This window comes from Marinibium conchae (genome assembly GCF_015595035.1).
Classification (GTDB): Bacteria; Pseudomonadota; Gammaproteobacteria; order Enterobacterales; family Alteromonadaceae; genus Glaciecola.
Window position 1 is genome coordinate 838,125 of sequence record NZ_JADNRN010000002.1, and the last position, 16,649, is coordinate 854,773.

Annotated in this window: 15 protein-coding genes; 8 read left to right on the plus strand and 7 right to left on the minus strand. The window is 43.3% G+C overall.

Annotation, left to right across the window (positions count from 1 at the left end):
- Positions 1–111 precede the first annotated feature (111 nt).
- From ISG33_RS11430 to ISG33_RS11440, 3 genes are all read right to left on the minus strand, one after another.
- A complete protein-coding gene (locus ISG33_RS11430; RefSeq protein ID WP_195733706.1) occupies positions 112–1,530 on the minus strand; it encodes a M14 family zinc carboxypeptidase in 1,419 nt (472 codons plus the stop codon).
- A 173-nt stretch (positions 1,531–1,703) separates the two neighbouring features.
- Positions 1,704–2,669, minus strand: coding sequence for an N-acetylmuramic acid 6-phosphate etherase (gene murQ, locus ISG33_RS11435; RefSeq protein WP_229333549.1), 966 nt, complete (start codon positions 2,667–2,669; stop codon positions 1,704–1,706).
- The gene (locus ISG33_RS11440; protein ID WP_195733707.1) at positions 2,662–4,278 is read right to left on the minus strand and encodes a sodium:solute symporter; all 1,617 of its coding nucleotides are present in this window, start codon (positions 4,276–4,278) and stop codon (positions 2,662–2,664) included. The genes murQ and ISG33_RS11440 overlap by 8 nt, the downstream gene beginning before the upstream one ends.
- A gap of 112 nt (positions 4,279–4,390) precedes the next feature.
- On the opposite strand from ISG33_RS11440, the gene alr reads away from it, so the two are divergent.
- The 5 genes from alr (at position 4,391) to ISG33_RS11465 (ending at position 9,861) form a co-directional block, all read left to right on the plus strand.
- Positions 4,391–5,470 carry an alanine racemase gene (gene alr / locus ISG33_RS11445; RefSeq protein ID WP_195733708.1) on the plus strand — a complete coding sequence of 360 codons (1,080 nt, stop codon included), beginning with the start codon at positions 4,391–4,393 and terminating at the stop codon, positions 5,468–5,470.
- Positions 5,471–6,469, plus strand: a complete 999-nt coding sequence (locus ISG33_RS11450) for a glucosamine kinase nucleotide-binding domain-containing protein (protein WP_195733709.1) — start codon at positions 5,471–5,473, stop codon at positions 6,467–6,469.
- A gap of 101 nt (positions 6,470–6,570) precedes the next feature.
- Entirely contained in the window at positions 6,571–7,047 is a 477-nt protein-coding gene (locus tag ISG33_RS11455) for a DUF2846 domain-containing protein (RefSeq protein ID WP_229333550.1), read from the plus strand.
- Positions 7,048–7,180: 133 nt separating this feature from the next.
- Complete coding sequence (locus tag ISG33_RS11460) at positions 7,181–8,350, plus strand: acyl-CoA dehydrogenase (RefSeq protein WP_195733710.1); 1,170 nt, start codon at positions 7,181–7,183, stop codon at positions 8,348–8,350.
- 254 nt (positions 8,351–8,604) lie between these two features.
- The gene (locus ISG33_RS11465; RefSeq protein ID WP_195733711.1) at positions 8,605–9,861 is read left to right on the plus strand and encodes a DEAD/DEAH box helicase; all 1,257 of its coding nucleotides are present in this window, start codon (positions 8,605–8,607) and stop codon (positions 9,859–9,861) included.
- Between the two features lie 42 nt (positions 9,862–9,903).
- On the opposite strand, the gene ISG33_RS11470 is transcribed toward ISG33_RS11465, so the two are convergent.
- The 4 genes from ISG33_RS11470 to ubiD all read right to left on the minus strand — a co-directional run bounded on the left by ISG33_RS11470 (position 9,904) and on the right by ubiD (position 14,594).
- Positions 9,904–10,710, minus strand: a complete 807-nt coding sequence (locus ISG33_RS11470; protein WP_195733712.1) for a transporter substrate-binding domain-containing protein — start codon at positions 10,708–10,710, stop codon at positions 9,904–9,906.
- A gap of 55 nt (positions 10,711–10,765) precedes the next feature.
- Positions 10,766–12,121: a M28 family metallopeptidase gene (locus ISG33_RS11475; RefSeq protein WP_229333563.1), complete on the minus strand. Its 1,356-nt coding sequence runs from the start codon at positions 12,119–12,121 to the stop codon at positions 10,766–10,768.
- Between the two features lie 183 nt (positions 12,122–12,304).
- On the minus strand, positions 12,305–13,012 hold the full coding sequence (fre, locus tag ISG33_RS11480) for an NAD(P)H-flavin reductase (RefSeq protein WP_195733714.1): 708 nt from the start codon (positions 13,010–13,012) through the stop codon (positions 12,305–12,307).
- A 115-nt stretch (positions 13,013–13,127) separates the two neighbouring features.
- Entirely contained in the window at positions 13,128–14,594 is a 1,467-nt protein-coding gene (gene ubiD / locus ISG33_RS11485; RefSeq protein WP_195733715.1) for a 4-hydroxy-3-polyprenylbenzoate decarboxylase, read from the minus strand.
- Between the two features lie 311 nt (positions 14,595–14,905).
- On the opposite strand from ubiD, the gene ISG33_RS11490 reads away from it, so the two are divergent.
- The 3 genes from ISG33_RS11490 (at position 14,906) to ISG33_RS11500 (ending at position 16,598) form a co-directional block, all read left to right on the plus strand.
- Positions 14,906–15,493 carry a tetratricopeptide repeat protein gene (locus tag ISG33_RS11490; protein ID WP_195733801.1) on the plus strand — a complete coding sequence of 196 codons (588 nt, stop codon included), beginning with the start codon at positions 14,906–14,908 and terminating at the stop codon, positions 15,491–15,493.
- A gap of 209 nt (positions 15,494–15,702) precedes the next feature.
- On the plus strand, positions 15,703–15,900 hold the full coding sequence (locus tag ISG33_RS11495; RefSeq protein WP_195733716.1) for a hypothetical protein: 198 nt from the start codon (positions 15,703–15,705) through the stop codon (positions 15,898–15,900).
- 32 nt (positions 15,901–15,932) lie between these two features.
- Positions 15,933–16,598, plus strand: a complete 666-nt coding sequence (locus tag ISG33_RS11500) for a DUF1707 and DUF2154 domain-containing protein (protein ID WP_195733717.1) — start codon at positions 15,933–15,935, stop codon at positions 16,596–16,598.
- The last annotated feature ends 51 nt before the right edge of the window (positions 16,599–16,649 follow it).

Consider the following 16,649-nt stretch of genomic DNA (forward strand, 5'->3'; position numbering starts at 1 on the left):
ATATTCCCTGTAATTCCCTTGCTGCGCATGAATGTTTTGGTTTGGCTCTGTTCTTATGCAAATATGCACGCTAAATCTAGCAAGGGCAGGGCTACTTAGCAAATAATAGGCTTAATTTCCCGGATGTTTAAAAAGCTCCTCGTCTTCTAAGTCTATTAAGGTACCGTTGATTAAAGCATGGGTAATACGCTTGTCTTTCAAGAGTAATCCGTTTGCTTGCACATTTCGCAATAGTCGTTCGTCTTCATGCCACTCCTTCGGGTTACAAACAATGGGTAGGCCACTTACATTATTAATGAGCGAACTGTTGCCCACAAAATGATTTTGACCTTTCTTTAGAAGCGCTATATAGGATGCTTTGTCTAAGTGAATTTCGTCTTCAACTAAGAGGGATTGACCTGCTTGAAACTCATATTCGCTAGCATCGAAGTCTCTCTCAGCGCCATAATTTCGCAAATCACCAATGTCGTATACAACCCTCGAATCGTCAAAGCGTGAAAGCTTTCTAATACCGAGGTCCACCCTATATGATTGCTTCAAATAAGAGTAAAGGGTAAGTTTTCGTAAAGCGAGGTCTACCCAAGCATTTTCTATATTATGCGGTATTGCTGTGTAGCCTTCAGGAGCGGATTGTTTTGCCTTAGGGAGCGTCTCACATAAGTAGTTGCAGCTAAATACCAGTGCATACAAATTGGCAAGTCGAGCAAGTTGGCGATTTGGATCATTGGCGCAATACCCAGACTCGATGAGAATAGTGCTAATACCTTTGGCTGCAGTCTGTTCTCCAAAACATCGTTCAGAGTATTCATCGTCATATTTGGCGATATTCCCGCTCACTAATGGGTTTAAAGATTGCGTGAGCGCTGCTATAAGTTGCATGGCATTATAACGCGAGTGGTCTACGCTATTTTCAGCATTATAGGGAGGAGCCAAAAAAGCAATGCTCACAGGGCTAATCAGTTCGTTGGCATGATTAGCTTCCTTCGTTGTTACAGCATCTACAGCTTTGTGGCCATAGTAATCACATTGGTCATGTAAGTTAAATGCGTAGTCAGCTTTATTCACATCGATAAATTTATTTAGCAAGCGCCCCTCTGGTGTCTGCAAGTTCAATGCATCTCGATTAATATCAATGCCTTGAGCATTTTCTCGGGTGCCTTGAGCTGCGCCATCAGGGTTCACCATGGGAAGTATGTGCAAGGTGATTTTATTTGCCCAATCATCCTTTAACAACGACTGCTCGCTAGTGAGTAAGTTCAAGAAATCGAGCAAAGCAGCGGTTGCAGTCGCCTCATCGCCATGCATTTGGCTCCAAGCACAGATAGTAAGTGGGCCATGACCAATCGAGTATTGAGTAATATCTTGATTTAGAAATGAATGCCCGATAACGCCAGAGCGAAGCTTTTTCCTAGCGCTTAAATCAGCTAAATGTACTTGTATATCGTCGGGCCTTAGTATTTGTTTGTTGAGCTCAGGTAACTGATAATGTCGTAAATCGGTATATATAGAATTTTCGTCGGTTGCCATCATTCCCTCTATATGAAGCCGCGAATTGTAATACCAATCTATGCTTTGCTTTTTTATTAAGCAAGTATAAATACGCAAAAAAGAGCACTTAATTTTACACAGTGCCACGTATGACTTTTTGTGTCGCTAAAGTCTTAGTCTATGAAAAATAGGGCTTTTTATACAGCTTCGAATTTTTAGCGCCTAAGCTTTACTTGCGCTAAGGCCTGTCTTAAAAAGCCATTTTCTTGTTTAAGTAAATTTTTACAGGTATCAATATCGCTATCTGTAAGGATGCTAAGAATTGCCAATTTCGCGTTATTGTCTGATTTTAAAAGTACTTGTTTAGCGAGCGTTACGTCGCAATCCGTTGCTTGCATTACAATGCTTTGCGCGCGAGCAACTAGTTTGTCGTTGGTGGCGTTTACATCAACCATAAGATTCCCGAAGCTCTTACCCATTTTAATCATGCTCGCCGTGCTGATCATATTTAATATGAGCTTTTGCGCTGTTCCCGATTTCATGCGAGTTGACCCGGTAAGTACCTCTGCACCAACATCAGCGACTATGCCTACTTTGGCGTGCTTTAATAGTTCTCCATTTGGACTACAGATTATACATGCTGTGTTGCAGCCTAGACTGTTGGCATAGTCTATAGCACCAATTACGTAGGGTGTTCTGCCACTAGCCGCCAAACCAATCACGAGATCATCCTCACAAAGATTGATGCTAGCAAGATCGTTTGCGCCGGCTTGAGCATTATCCTCGGCGCCTTCCACCGCATGTATCAATGCCTTCTCGCCGCCAGCAAGCAGTCCAACAAAAATATTATCATCAACACTGAATGTTGGCCTACATTCAACAGCGTCTAAGATACCTAAGCGGCCGCTTGTTCCTGCACCTACATAAATCACTCGTGCATTTATTTGTAGTGACGTAACAGCAAGGTCGACAGTATTAGTGATGTCGGGGATGGCTTTTTCCACGGCCAAAGCAACCTTTGCATCCTCGCTGTTAATAAGTCTAAGCATCTCTTCTGTTGTCATTAAATCAATGTTATTCGACAGGTTATTTCGAGTTTCCGTACCAATTGCGCCTAGTTTATTCGGTGTTACGGCTGCAATTTGCGCTTTATCAATGGGGGTTTTCGCATACTTAGGCATGAGACGCATCCTTTTTCGAGCTTGTGCTTTTCGCAGAGTCTGCATCAGAAGGAATACGCTTATTTCCTAGTAAACATATGCATGTAGCAACAGTACTTGCAATTAAGAGTTGCCATGAAAAACCGAGGCTAAAGTGATATTGCTCAGGAAGATAAATGGTCATAATGTAGGGTTGCATTAGAACAGGAATGAGAAAGCCGATAATCAGGGCAAAAAGTATTGATGTTGGTGAACCACGCTCGCTAAATAACGCAGTAAAATAGACACCCAATAAACCGCTATATGAAAATATCATCACGCTAAGAGCAAAAGCTAAAAGTGGCATATCACTGTGTTGCTGCCAATAAAAACACAATGCGGCCATTGCGCTTAAGCAAAGAGCAACAATTATCATGCTGATTCTGCCAGCATAGACCATCTGCTCTTCACTCAAATGCTTACCCTTACGTTGCATGAGTCCTCGATAAATATCCTGCACGGCAACCGACGACATTGAGTTTAAGCCTGAGTTAAGAGTGGATAAGGCCGCCGCAATGATACCAATGGTAACAATAGCCTTGATCCCGTTGGGAAGGTCGGTAAGAACGTAATACATAAATATTGTAACGGTTTGTCCAACAAACTCCGGTGTTGGTGCCTCGCCGTTTGCCACTGCGGCACTCATCAGGTCTGGGCGCTGGTAATAGACATACAGCAACATACCAATAATGACAAAAATAAGCACAACCGGTATCCCCATGATAATAGATGAGGTTAAGGCTTTGGTTGCTTGCTTTGAGTCTTTGCAGGTAAGCATGCGCTGGGTAACGTCCTGATCCATACCAAATGCTGCAATATTGAGTAGCACAAAGCCGGTGATGATTGACCAAAAGCCAAATACGCCCGAGGGTGAAAAGTCGAGTGAAAAGTTAATAAAGGTGAGCTTAGACGCCGAGCCATCGACAGGAGATTCAAGTGCAGCAATTATACTGCTCAAGTCTGCAGGAATACTGTAAAGCAGATAGCCTAGTACCAGTAAGGCAGCACTCACATACACCAAACACTGGATTACATCACTGTAAATAACCGTTTTAATACCACCGTAAGCTGTATATAGCAAACCAATTGTAGCGATAAGAATGATGGATATTATGACGCTAGATGCCTCAATATCACCAAATAAGATCATAGCGATGGCGATAGCAGCCATGTATAAACGAGCGCCACTGGCAAATAACCTTCCCATAAGATATACCAAGCCGGCTTGATATTTTGCACTGTCTCCAAAGCGCTGAGCCAGTAGCTCATATACTGTATAAACTTTGTGCTGATAGAACTTCGGCATTAAGAACGCGGCAACAAAGAAGGCTGCAATGAAGCCAGCAATATTTGTAGCTAGGTAACTAAGATCACCACGATATCCTTGGTCTGGGCCACCCAAAAAAGTCGCTGCGCTTTGCGAGGTAGCCAGTACAGAAATGGCTACAACCCACATTGGCATTGACTTACCACCCAGGAAGTAGTCGTTTGCAGTAGCCGCTCGACGATTATAAATATAGCCGCTAACAATAAGGATTAGTGCGTAAGCTGCAAAAATGAGCCAATCTATTAATGAGAACTGGTCAATCATAGTAATGTTGTTATTTTTATTATCTATTTATGTGATTCATTAACCCATTATTCAGGGTGAAAAACAAGTCGCAATAGCTTAGTATCTTGACTTGAAAGAAAGGGAGTGATTTTTGGCCAGACAAACTCGAGCAATTATTAATTTGAGTGCTCTCGAAGACAATTATGAAGCGATGTGCGCGCATGCGCCGAACAGCAAGCAAGTCGTCGTTGTTAAGGCAAATGCTTACGGCAATGGCGCTGTGGAAGTTGCAAAAAAACTGGATGCTAAAGCCAGTATGTTTGCGGTCGCGTTTTTAGACGAAGTGTTTGAGCTAAGAGAGGCTGGCATTGAGTCCCCCATTCTTGTTTTGCAAGGGCCACATGAAGAACACGAATGTGAGCTAACTAAGCATTTGAATGTAGTGTGGATGTTACATCTGGAACAACAACTCAATTGGGTAAACAAACGCATTGAAAACGGTGAGCTAACTGACGACCGTCATTGGGTAAAATTCGACACGGGCATGCATAGACTAGGACTTCCGTGCGCAGAGTATGATGAGCTGGCCAAAGCTTATCCTCACATATTTTCTGCAAATACCGTTATAACAACGCATCTAGCGAGAGCTGACGAACCCGAGATTGACGATGCTTTAACGCGAACTCAATCATTTCTGACACTGATGGCAAATAGACATCAACATTTCTCTATTGCTAACTCTGCTGGCAATATTGCCCTTCCCAGCGCTGCGCTAGATTATAACCGCATGGGTATCTCTTTGTACGGCAGCTCTCCATTTGAAAACAAACAAATTGTGCCGAATTTGAAAACCGTAATGACATTGGAGTCTCAGGTAATTGCCATCAGAGAGATTGATGAAGGTGAAGCTGTTGGCTACGGTGCTACATGGGTGGCGAAAAGAGCAAGTAGAATTGCAACCGTTGCACTGGGTTATGCTGATGGCTACCCTCGACACGCACCTTCAGGAACACCAGCTTATTTCGACGGGCATATCGCTAAACTGGTTGGTCGAGTTTCGATGGATATGCTTACCTTCGATGTTACCGATCTCGATACGGTTGAGGTAGGCACACGAGTAGAATTGTGGGGTGAAAAACTCAATATTAATGATGTTGCTAAGTTTGTAGGTACAATAGCTTATGAGCTCATGACCCGCGTATCGGCAAGGGTTCCGAGAGTTTATCGTTAAATGAGCACGCATGACTCAAGCGAATTGTTGTATGCAGGTATCGATGCCGGTGGCACAAAATGCAAAGGTATTTTGTATACCGCAAGTGGGGTTGTTGTTACTGAAGCTTTAGCTGGGCCAGCAAATGTATTCTCTGACTTTAACTCGGCAATTCATAATATCGAGTTCGTCTTGAATGAGCTAATCACATCGGCACGACTTAGAGGGTATGAACACTTAAGTAAAAATCGAATAATGGTTTGTGCTGCCTGTGCAGGTGCTGAGACCAGTATTGCACAAGGTAATTTTGCACAATATTTAGAAGCGCAAAAATCACTTGAGCTTGATCAGCAATATCACTTTTTTACACTGATTAGTGATCTAGAGGCCGCGTGCTTAGCCGCTAATAAAGGTGAAGAATGCGTTTTAATTATTGTGGGTACAGGCTCGGTGATAGGGCACTTTCATGGGCAACGTCATGGGCAGTTATTGCCTCACTCTTCAGTAAACCGCAATACCGCTAAGCTTATTCAATATGGAGGGCATGGCTTTCGCTTGGGAGACGACGCAAGTGGGGCGTTTTTAGGCTTGCATGCCATTAGATTGTTGCTACAAACACTAGACGGAATACTAACAGATGTGTTTTTCACTGAGCAGCTCTTAGCTGCCATGGGTATTGCTAACAATCGTAATGCGGCTAAGGAAGTTGTCGCTATTTGGTCTTCAAAACAAGCGAAAGACTATGCAGAGTTAGCCCCAGTTGTTGTAAAATTGTTCGAAAACGGAAGCGAGCTCGCGACAAGTCTTATTGGCCAAGGTGCTGATTATCTCACCCATATTATAAAGGCAAATGAATTACACAAAGGACGTTCAGTTTTTATGACTGGTGGTTTATCCTATGTATATCAAAAGCTTGTATCGCAACAATTAAATATCTCCATTTGTCAGCCAGAGTATTGCGCAGAATATGGTGCTTTTTTGTATCTCAGGCTAGAGGACGGATCGAGGCGATTTCGGTGAGCAATACTTTACGGCTTATTGTTCAATTCTTGTTTATCTTTTATGATCTGTTTTAGGGCACGTATTTTTTGTGCCTACAAATACAAAATTAAGGAAGATATATGAAAAATTTTAAAGGCTTTTTGGCATTACTTGTTGTGGCGTTTGCTTTAGGTGGTTGTGCAAGTTTGCCTTCTCCTGAAAAAATGCAAGCAGCTGTGGCAGGATATGAAGTTCCTCACCTACCGCCAGAAGGCAAAGCTGTAGTCTACGTTGTGCGCCCATCATCACTTGGTGGTTTAATTCGTTTTAACGTATTCGTAAACGACAAAGAAGCTGAGTCTGAAATGGGTTATACCCGTTCTAGCCAGTACATTTACTTTTTTGTCGAGCCGGGCGAACATCAAATACTATCAAAAGCCGAAAACTGGGCTGAAACTAACATAAGCGCAGAAGCTGGTGATATTATTTTCATTCAGCAAGAGCCGCAGATGGGTATTATTATGGCTCGCAATAGCTTATTCAAGCTACAAGAGTATGAAGGAAAGTATCACGTTAAGACCAACAGCCTTGGTACAGTGATAAAAACTGAAAAGTAGCTTTTATTTATGAACATGAAAGAGCTAAGCACCTTGTGTTGGGCTCTTTTTTTTTGCCTATTTTAAATCTAAGATAGGAATAAGCGTTAGCAAAAGTCCACCTATCTATAAAATAAAGACATCGAGGCAATTTATGCTTAGCCATTGGGATGATTTACTCCTTCTTCAGACGCAACTCAGCGAAGAGGAAAGCTTAGTGCAGCGTTCGGCAAGAGAGTTTGCTCTAAGTGAACTCATGCCGGGTATTTTAATGGCAAATAGGAATGAGCATTTTGATAAAACCATTATGCGAAAAATGGGTGAGGCTGGTTTTCTTGGCTCTACTATTCAGGGCTATGGCTGCGCAGGTATAAATTATGTGTCGTATGGCTTGCTTGCTCGCGAAATTGAACGCGTTGATAGCGGCTATCGCAGCGCGATGAGTGTTCAGTCTTCGTTAGTAATGCATCCTATTGCTCAATTTGGTAGCGAAGAACAAAAAGACAAATATTTGCCCAAGCTAGCGAGCGGCGAATGGATTGGCTGTTTTGGCTTAACTGAACCTGATGCTGGCTCCGATCCTGCTGCAATGAAAACCTCAGCAAAAAAGGTCTCGGGTGGCTATTCCATAAGTGGTAGTAAAATGTGGATCACCAATTCTCCCATTGCAGATGTGTTCATGGTTTGGGCCAAATTAGAAGAAAGCGGCAAGATACACGGATTTATATTAGAGAAGGGTATGAAGGGCTTGTCTGCGCCAAAAATTAAAGGTAAGCAGTCATTAAAAGCATCAATTACGGGTGAAATCGTGATGGACGAGGTATTTGTAGCTGATGCGCAAATTCTACCCAAAGTATCTGGTCTGAAAGGCCCATTCAGTTGTTTAAATATGGCACGCTATGGTATTTCGTGGGGGGTGCTTGGGGCTGCAGAGTTTTGCTGGCACGCAGCTCGACAGTATGGGCTTGACCGAAAACAATTTAATAGACCGCTCGCTCAAACCCAACTTTTTCAAGCGAAACTCGCGGATATGCAAACTGAAATAACCCTCGGACTACAGGCATCATTGCGAGTAGGTCGCTTGATAGATGAGGGCGCCTTCGAGCCAACAATGATATCGATGGTGAAACGCAATAATTGCTCAAAGGCACTAGATGTAGCAAGACAAGCCAGAGACATGCATGGTGGGAATGGTATTAGCGATGAGTTTCATGTTATCCGACACATGATAAATCTTGAAACTGTTAATACCTATGAAGGGACTTACGATATACATGGCTTGATATTAGGCCGGGCCCAAACAGGTTTACAAGCTTTTTTCTAAGTAGACATATAGTGCAAAGGACAACAGTTCGCAGGCTTGGCAGCTCATGCTAAGTCTCATTTTTGCAAAACGAGTACGATTACTGATATGTTTACCGGAAACGAATTATGTTAATCAATGTATTTAGTCGCACAAAATGTTGCGTAATAAGGTATATTCCGCGCTCGCTTTTTCCAACTGTAGTCTGGGGCTGTTTTGACTTATTGATCTAACAAACTACCAAAATACAGAAAACCCGCTACACAGGATACAACATGAAATTTTCATCTCTCGATTTAGACCCCAGGTTAGAGCAGTCTCTCAGTGAATGTAACTACGTACATATGACGCGTGTTCAGGAAAAGACGATTCCCTCTGCTCGTCGTGGTAAAGATTTGCTAGTGCATGCACAAACCGGCACGGGTAAAACAGCAGCATTTGCCTTACCCATACTGCAACAAATGTTGGATGAACCAAAAGAAAGGCTTGGAGCAAGCCCCAGAGCGCTCATACTAACTCCGACGCGTGAACTTGCAGAACAACTAGCTTTCACGGTTGGTCAATATGCTCAGTTTACTGACCTGAGTGTAAGTGCGGTATACGGTGGCGTTAAATTGGGTGGACAAAGCAGCAAGCTAAGGCAGGGGACTGATATTTTGATCGCTACGCCAGGACGTTTACTTGAGCACATGGCGTTGAATAACCTAACGCTTAGCAATGCTGAGTACGTCGTTTTAGATGAGGCTGATCGAATGCTCGATATGGGTTTCATTTCCGATGTAAGTAAAATAATGCAACACACTGCGCAAAAGCGCCAAACCATATTGTGTTCGGCAACCAGTGCGCCAGCGGTAAATGAACTTTGCCATCAAATATTAAATAACCACCAAGAAATCCGTGTGAGCAAAGCAAACGCTACCGCTGACACTGTGAACCATATTATGTATCCGGTAGAGGAGTCGCGTAAAATCGATCTCTTTAAAGCCTTATTGAAAGAGCATAATTGGTTTCAAGTACTCGTATTTACGAGCACCAAGGATCAAGCCGACAAGCTTATGGCAGCGCTTAAACAAAGCAAAATAGATGCTGCCGTTTGTCATGGTGATAAAAGCCAAGGTTCACGACGACGCGCATTAGCTGATTTCAAATCGGCGAAGTTGCAAGTGCTTATCGCGACTGAGGTTGCGGCTCGAGGGCTTGATATTCAGGGGCTTGATCACGTAGTGAATTATAATCTTCCGTATTTGCCTGAAGACTATGTTCATCGAATAGGTAGAACTGGCAGAGCGGGCAATTCAGGCAACGCAATTTCCTTTGTAAGCAGAGAAGAAGAAAGAACGGTTAGTCGAATCGAAGCCCTTATTGGCGCTTCGATTAAGCGAGTAGTGAAGAAAGGTTTCGAAGTAAGTGACCGTCAAAGTCTGCTTAAAAGTATTTCTAAAAATCATCGAGCTAGTAAAACTAATAAAGCCAGCAAAACAAAAATTACTGGCAATAAAGTAAGAAGGAAGAAGTCTAGCAAGCGTTCTTGATTTCCATTTTTATAGCCCCAATTTGCACAGAGTGAGTGTTCACTACCAGCGAGTAATCATCTCATCGTAAATGTTTTCATCAAGCAAGCTTGGCCGCTCGATACCTTCGTCCATAATTTCAGCTAGCTTTGAGCTCTCTTTCAACAGCATTATGCCGTTGTTAAATTCTGTGATGGCGTCGGCCGCGCCAGCATAGTTAGCGTTCATCGCCAAGCTAACATCTATCGAGATGATTGCCACTTTCGAGATGTAAATGGGCTTTTCTCCAGCAGCTACCAGCAGTTTATTCATTTCATTTGCCATGCGCTTGTCTACGAGCAGAAAATCAACACGGTATTCGGCAAGTTGTTTTATTGTATCGAAAAACGATGGGCCTCTCGCCCAGCGAACATTTCGTTCTGCTCGCAACGCATCGGTGTTAGCAAATCGATTTTCTATGCCTACTCGTTCACGGTACATTTGCTCTAGCCGAACAACTTTTTCAGCACGCTTATCTCGCGATACTACGTGCAGATCAACTTTCATATAGGGTTCGCTATATAGGTAATTATCTTTGGTATCATTTAATGAGTAATGATCAATATAGCCCTTGAAGCGGCCTGATTTAAGACCACTTCCAGACCAGGCTTGAGTAGTTGCTGTGATGTTAACGTCCGATTCAGTAAACGCGGCCTTAACCAAATCCATTTGTCGAGCAGGTAACTCATGCTCATCTATGTACGTAGCTACTTTATTACCTACAAGTTGCAATGACTCTGCTTGAGCAGTGCTAGCACCAGTCAACATTAAGCAAAACAGTGCGCAAACTCGCAGCGACCAATACTTTCCCTTCACCAAACTTAATGTCATGTTGATACCCTTTTATTTCGATAACATCTTATACGAAACTACTTAGGCTTTTGGTTTATTCGCCAAAAGCGCCGGCAGCACCTGGATATACAACAGGACTCTCATAACCATCTTCGCTAACACTCGCCACGCCAAAAAAATAGTTGTCGATCACTACGTTTTCAAGAGTAGCTTCAGTTACCTTGCCGACGTATTTACTATATTGCCATTGCGGGGCATCGGTTAGTCGCCAATATATTTTGTAGCCTTTAAGCTGGGGGTTTTGATCTGCATCAGCTGCAGCCCAACTTAAGGTGGTTGATGGTTGCACCGCACCCGAAATACTTACTTTTGCGGGTGGTGTCGGGGCATTTGCCATGCCTGCTAAAGAGACTGCATTGAGTGCTGTTAGTTTTGCTGCGTAGTCAAAATCTACACCGTCAATAGTATCACCGTATACGATGCCGTTTTCAGTGCGCAAGTCTTGATGTTGACGGTTGTAGTTTTCGTTTGTCTCCATGATTCGAACGCCAGCATATCCTAAATCGTTGAAGGGGCGGTGGTGACCTCCCCGACGAAAACGGTCAAGGCGGTAAATGACCATTGTGTCGAGGTTTGCTATGTAGCGGTCGGCCATCAGATCGATATAACGCGCTAGATTACGTGATGGGCTATCAACCTCACCACCGGTAAATCTGCGTAACCGAGCTTCTTCTGCACTTTCTGTTTGGCGTGTACCTTCAGCAAAAATTCGAGCGGTGGTGTTATTGATCACGCCGTTAACGCCTTCAATGTTGCCGATCATGTCGTTATTTAAAACAGCTTTTAAGCGCCAATTATTTTTCTGGGCGTGTTCGGCTAATATTTTCCCGCCAAATAATCCTTGCTCTTCACCTGAGAGTGCTGCATATACGATGCTGCCATGAAATTTATACTTGCTCAGCACTCTTGCGGCTTCCAGAGTACCAGCAACACCAGATGCATTATCATTGGCGCCGGGAGAATCTGAGCTAAAGTCCATTACGTCTGATACTCTCGAATCAATATCGCCGCTCATCATCACATAGCGAGTAGGGTCGCTTGTGCCTTTTTGTATCGCAATAACATTCACAACTTCAGTTGCGTTCGGAATTCTTCGTTCCCCAGATATTACTTGGCTCTGATAAAACACTTCTAAACAACCACCACACTCGGCGGAAATTTTATCAAATTCGCTTTTAATCCACCGACGCGCTGCGCCAATTCCACGAACATCAGACTCGGTTTCAGAAAGGGTATGACGAGTGCCGAAGCTCACTAAGGTCCGAATGTCTGTTTCTATTCGCTTGGCAGACATTGCCTGAGCGATATTGTGCAGGTCTGTTTGGTCGGTAAATTGAAGCGCTGAGGTCGATGTATTTTCAATGGCTTGCACAGCCTTGCTGCTCAACATCGATGCTGTTGTCGCAGCAAATACCAAGCTGCCAGTAATGAGGCCAAGTGATACCTTTCGTAAAGTATAATATGAGCTTTTCATATATTCCCTTAATTGTTGTTATTTTTATAAGGCTCAGCTTGATACTGAGTCGTAGTGCTTGGCATAAATGTTTACTGCACTACTATCATCATTAGCGGCTTAGATAAATGCGTAGGCATCGCCAAATAAGTCATTCCTATCTAAGCCAATCGGTAAATATTCATCTCGAATTGTTGCCGACATTTCAAAGCGACCTGCACTATACACTTGATTGCCTGTTAGTTGCGGGTAATCTTTCATAACGGCTTTGTGCACAAAGCCAATGTGCCCGTGCCATGTATCGTTTTCAATGGAATCGAGGTTTTCTATCACAGGATGAAAGCTGAAGTTTTCATGTAAGGCCGATAGCGCAGTAAGCTCTTGTATTTCATAAAGATCCTGGGCGTTTTTAGCTCCCCAATACAAGCTGATCTTTCTTTTCGGTTGCTCGTGTAAACAAGTGTACACAATTGATTTTGCATAAGAGTAGCCCGTTCCCCCTGCAACTACGATTGCTGGCTTCTCGTCTTCCCTTAAAAAGGCATCGCCAAGTGCAACCTCAAGTGCTAATTCACCCTCTTGCCTACATTTTTCAAGTACTTCGTAGGCATAAGTATTCACCGGGTCTGCACCAATGTGGAGCTCAATATAACTTAGCTCATGCGACGGGTTTGCTATTGAAAAAGGGCGTTTATCCTCTGGCCCCATCACTACTTGGCAGTATTGTCCTGCTTTGAACGTAATGTCGCTTTGCGGGGTTAACACTACCTTGTGCACAATTGTGGTTAACGATTCGATGCTTTTAACTGTGCAATTTACTACTTTCATGAATATCCTTGATACCTTTTTAATAACAGCTTCCTAAGTGTCTTAAACTATTGCTTGGGAAGCTATCGAACTCTATTTAATATTTATTTTTTCAGCGCTTATGAAAATTCCTGAGTTACATCAGGTCTAATTCATCCCAAATCTCATCAACGCGTTGCTTTACGGCATCATCCATCACGATGGGTTCACCCCATTCCCTGTCAGTTTCCCCAGGCAATTTATTCGTTGCATCCATCCCCATCTTCGAGCCAAGCCCAGAAACTGGCGAGGCGAAGTCGAGATAGTCAATCGGCGTATTTTCAACTAAGGTAGTGTCCCTAGCTGGGTCCATCCGAGTGGTAATTGCCCAAATAACGTCATTCCAATCGCGTGCGTTTACGTCGTCATCACAAACAATAACAAATTTTGTGTACATAAACTGACGTAAGAAAGACCAGACTCCCATCATCACGCGTTTAGCATGCCCAGGATATTGCTTCTTCATCGTGACTATCGCCATTCTATATGAGCAACCTTCTGGCGGAAGATAGAAGTCGACAATTTCAGGAAATTGCTTCTGTAATATAGGCACAAAAACTTCATTTAGCGCAACGCCTAATATGGCTGGTTCATCAGGTGGTCTGCCTGTGTAGGTGCTATGATAGATGGGGTTATTGCGGTGTGTAATGTGTGTCACGGTAAACACAGGGAATTCATCTACTTCGTTGTAATAACCCGTGTGGTCGCCGTATGGCCCTTCAGGCGCGGTTTCGCCGGGTGCAATGTAACCCTCTAAAACAATCTCAGCACTCGCCGGCACTTGTAAGTCGTTGGAAATACTTTGGACAACTTCAGTTTTATCACCGCGCAATAAACCGGCGAAAGCATACTCAGATAGAGTATCTGGCACAGGTGTCACTGCTCCTAATATTGTGGCGGGATCTGCTCCTAAGGCGACTGATACAGGATAATTTTCACCAGGATGTTCCTGACACCATTCTTTGAAGTCCAAGGCACCACCTCGGTGTGATAGCCAGCGCATTATTACCTTATTTTTTGCGATAACTTGCTGACGATAAATTCCTAGATTCTGACGTTTTTTGTGAGGCCCACGAGTTACCGACAAACCCCAAGTAATGAGAGGGGCCGCATCGCCGGGCCAACACCTCTGTATAGGTAGCTTGCCTAAATCAACGTCGTCTCCGCTAATGACATTTTCTTGGCAAGCCGCTTTTTTGACCACTTTCGCTGGCATATTCAGTACTTGCTTGAATACTGGAATTTTGCTCCACAGGTCTTTTAAACCTTTAGGGGGATCGGGCTCTTTTAGAAAGGCGAGTAACTTGCCCACTTCACGAAGTGCTTCTACTGAGTCTTGGCCCATGCCCAAGGCTACACGCTTGGGTGTACCGAAAAGGTTAGCCAGTACTGGCATGTTTGAGCCTTTAGGGTTTTCAAAAAGTATGGCTGGGCCGCCAGCCCGAAGCGTTCGATCCGCTATTTCAGTCATTTCAAGCTCAGTATCTATTTCCATCGATACTCGTTTAAGCTCACCAATCTTTTCAAGTTGGTCAATAAAGTCACGCAGATCTTTGTATTTCATCAATACTCCATGGGTTAGATCTAGGTTAGATGCCACATCGTCAAACTACATTGTAGCAAAGTAGTGAATAATTACTTAATACTGTTAGTTCCGACTTAGTCCTTACTGTTTGCTAGGCGACTTTGATCAACAACAGCGTGTTATTTACCATACGCAAAACGACAAATTTAACATAAATTCACTATTTACTTTTTGGTAAACTTGTCGATATCAGCATATAACGAAAATTTGATCCAAGAGGCTCAGCCGTGGCACTTAGAACGCTCATAAACTTCTTAACGATTACTCTGTTCAGCACTGTGTTTGTTGCCATGTTCGGTTTCGGCAAAGTCCATGCGCAGCAGTTAGAAGCCGTTCAAATTTATAAGCAAGATGAGCTTATTAGACTGATCAATGCCAACGAACACCTCGAGCGAGTTGTTGCTGACCGGTGCCAACTTGTGCAAGATATTGAAGCGAGAGCTGAAGTACTGCGTGTTCCCGCGTATCAATTTTTGTGGGGCGACATGCTAGCTTGGGGTGTTTGTGTTGATGCTGAACCGAAACGCGGAATCTACTATATGCGTGAGGCCGCGGCGCAAGGCTTAGCCGCCGCGTTAGAGCAGTTAGGCCGCTATCACTCGGTTGGAAAGTTAGTTCAAGAAGATAAAAAGCGTGCAGTAATTTATTTACGCGAAGCATCAGCGCTTGGTAATTTAAAGGCGCAAATGCAACTTGCCGAATTATTCATTGATGGTTACGGCAGCCCTTATGATTTTGAAGATCTCTACCACTGGCTTTATAACGCCATCACAGATGACCGCAGAACGCACCAACGTATTGCGATGTACATGGGTGAGTTGGAAGCCTTGATGCACCCTCGTGCCGTGCGAAATGCCCGAAAACCTCTCATCAATTAAACCATTATTTAGTGAAATTGACTAAAGCACTCAGTCGCAATGTTTGGGTAAATAATTAACTATCTGTTTTACAACGATTTAATAGTTGGCACTCCCCTTGCAATTTCTTTGCTAATACTAATCTATAGTAAATGTTTGTGTTTTAGTGGCGCAATTAACGCGCTACTTAAGCACGGCATTTGATTGTTGTGTTGTTTGAGGAGAGTCAGATGGAAATTATTAGTTTTTTGTTTTTCATTCCAATCGCCATAGTGTGGGCCATTCCTGTGATCGCCATTTGCGTATCATCAAGAACAAGTGGCGGTGAGAAAGTGGCCTGGGTGCTTGCGATGCTATTTATCTCGTGGTTTGCTTGGATATTTTATATGCTATTAGCACCACTTTCCGATAACCGAGCCAGAAGCTAAGTTGTTGCCGAACTAAAAATAAGGAGATGATAATGCCCGTTGCAATTGAAGATCGACCCAGTGAGCAGGTTAAAGAAGAAGTGATTGACATTTTAGTACATAACTTCAGTCACAGTATTATTTCAAATGAGGCATTTGAAAGACGGCTCGATGCAGTAATTGCATCAACGACAAATCAGCAAATGATGGATCAGATTGCTGATTTGGATTCCCGACCTACCGACGAGGTGATCAAACATCAAAAAGAACAGAAATTTGCGGTCAATTATGTAACCGACAGTGATGAGACCGAAGAAGTTGACACTATGGTCAACATTCTGGGAGGCTCCGACCGCGCGGGTCAGTGGGTAGTTCCTAAAGAAATTCGAGTGTTTTGTTTATGCGGTGGTGCCAAACTAGATTTCACCGATGCACGTTTTTCTTCCCCCAATACTAAAATAAAAGTATATAGCCTTTGGGGAGGGACGGATATTTTCGTTTCCGAGGATATTAACGTGGTGAGTAAATCGGTATGTATTATGGCTGGCATAGACAACAAAGCACCTTCATTGGCAGGCAAGAACGCACCAACGATTACAATTGAAGGCATAATGTTAATGAGCGGTGTAAACGTAAAATTAAAAACCAACTTAAAAGAGAAGTTTGTTGCATTTGCAAACCAAATGAAGACACTATTTTCCGATGACAAGCCGCGTTAGGCTTGTCTTTCACCCATTAAAATAATTGTCACAGACTTGTCATGAATAACT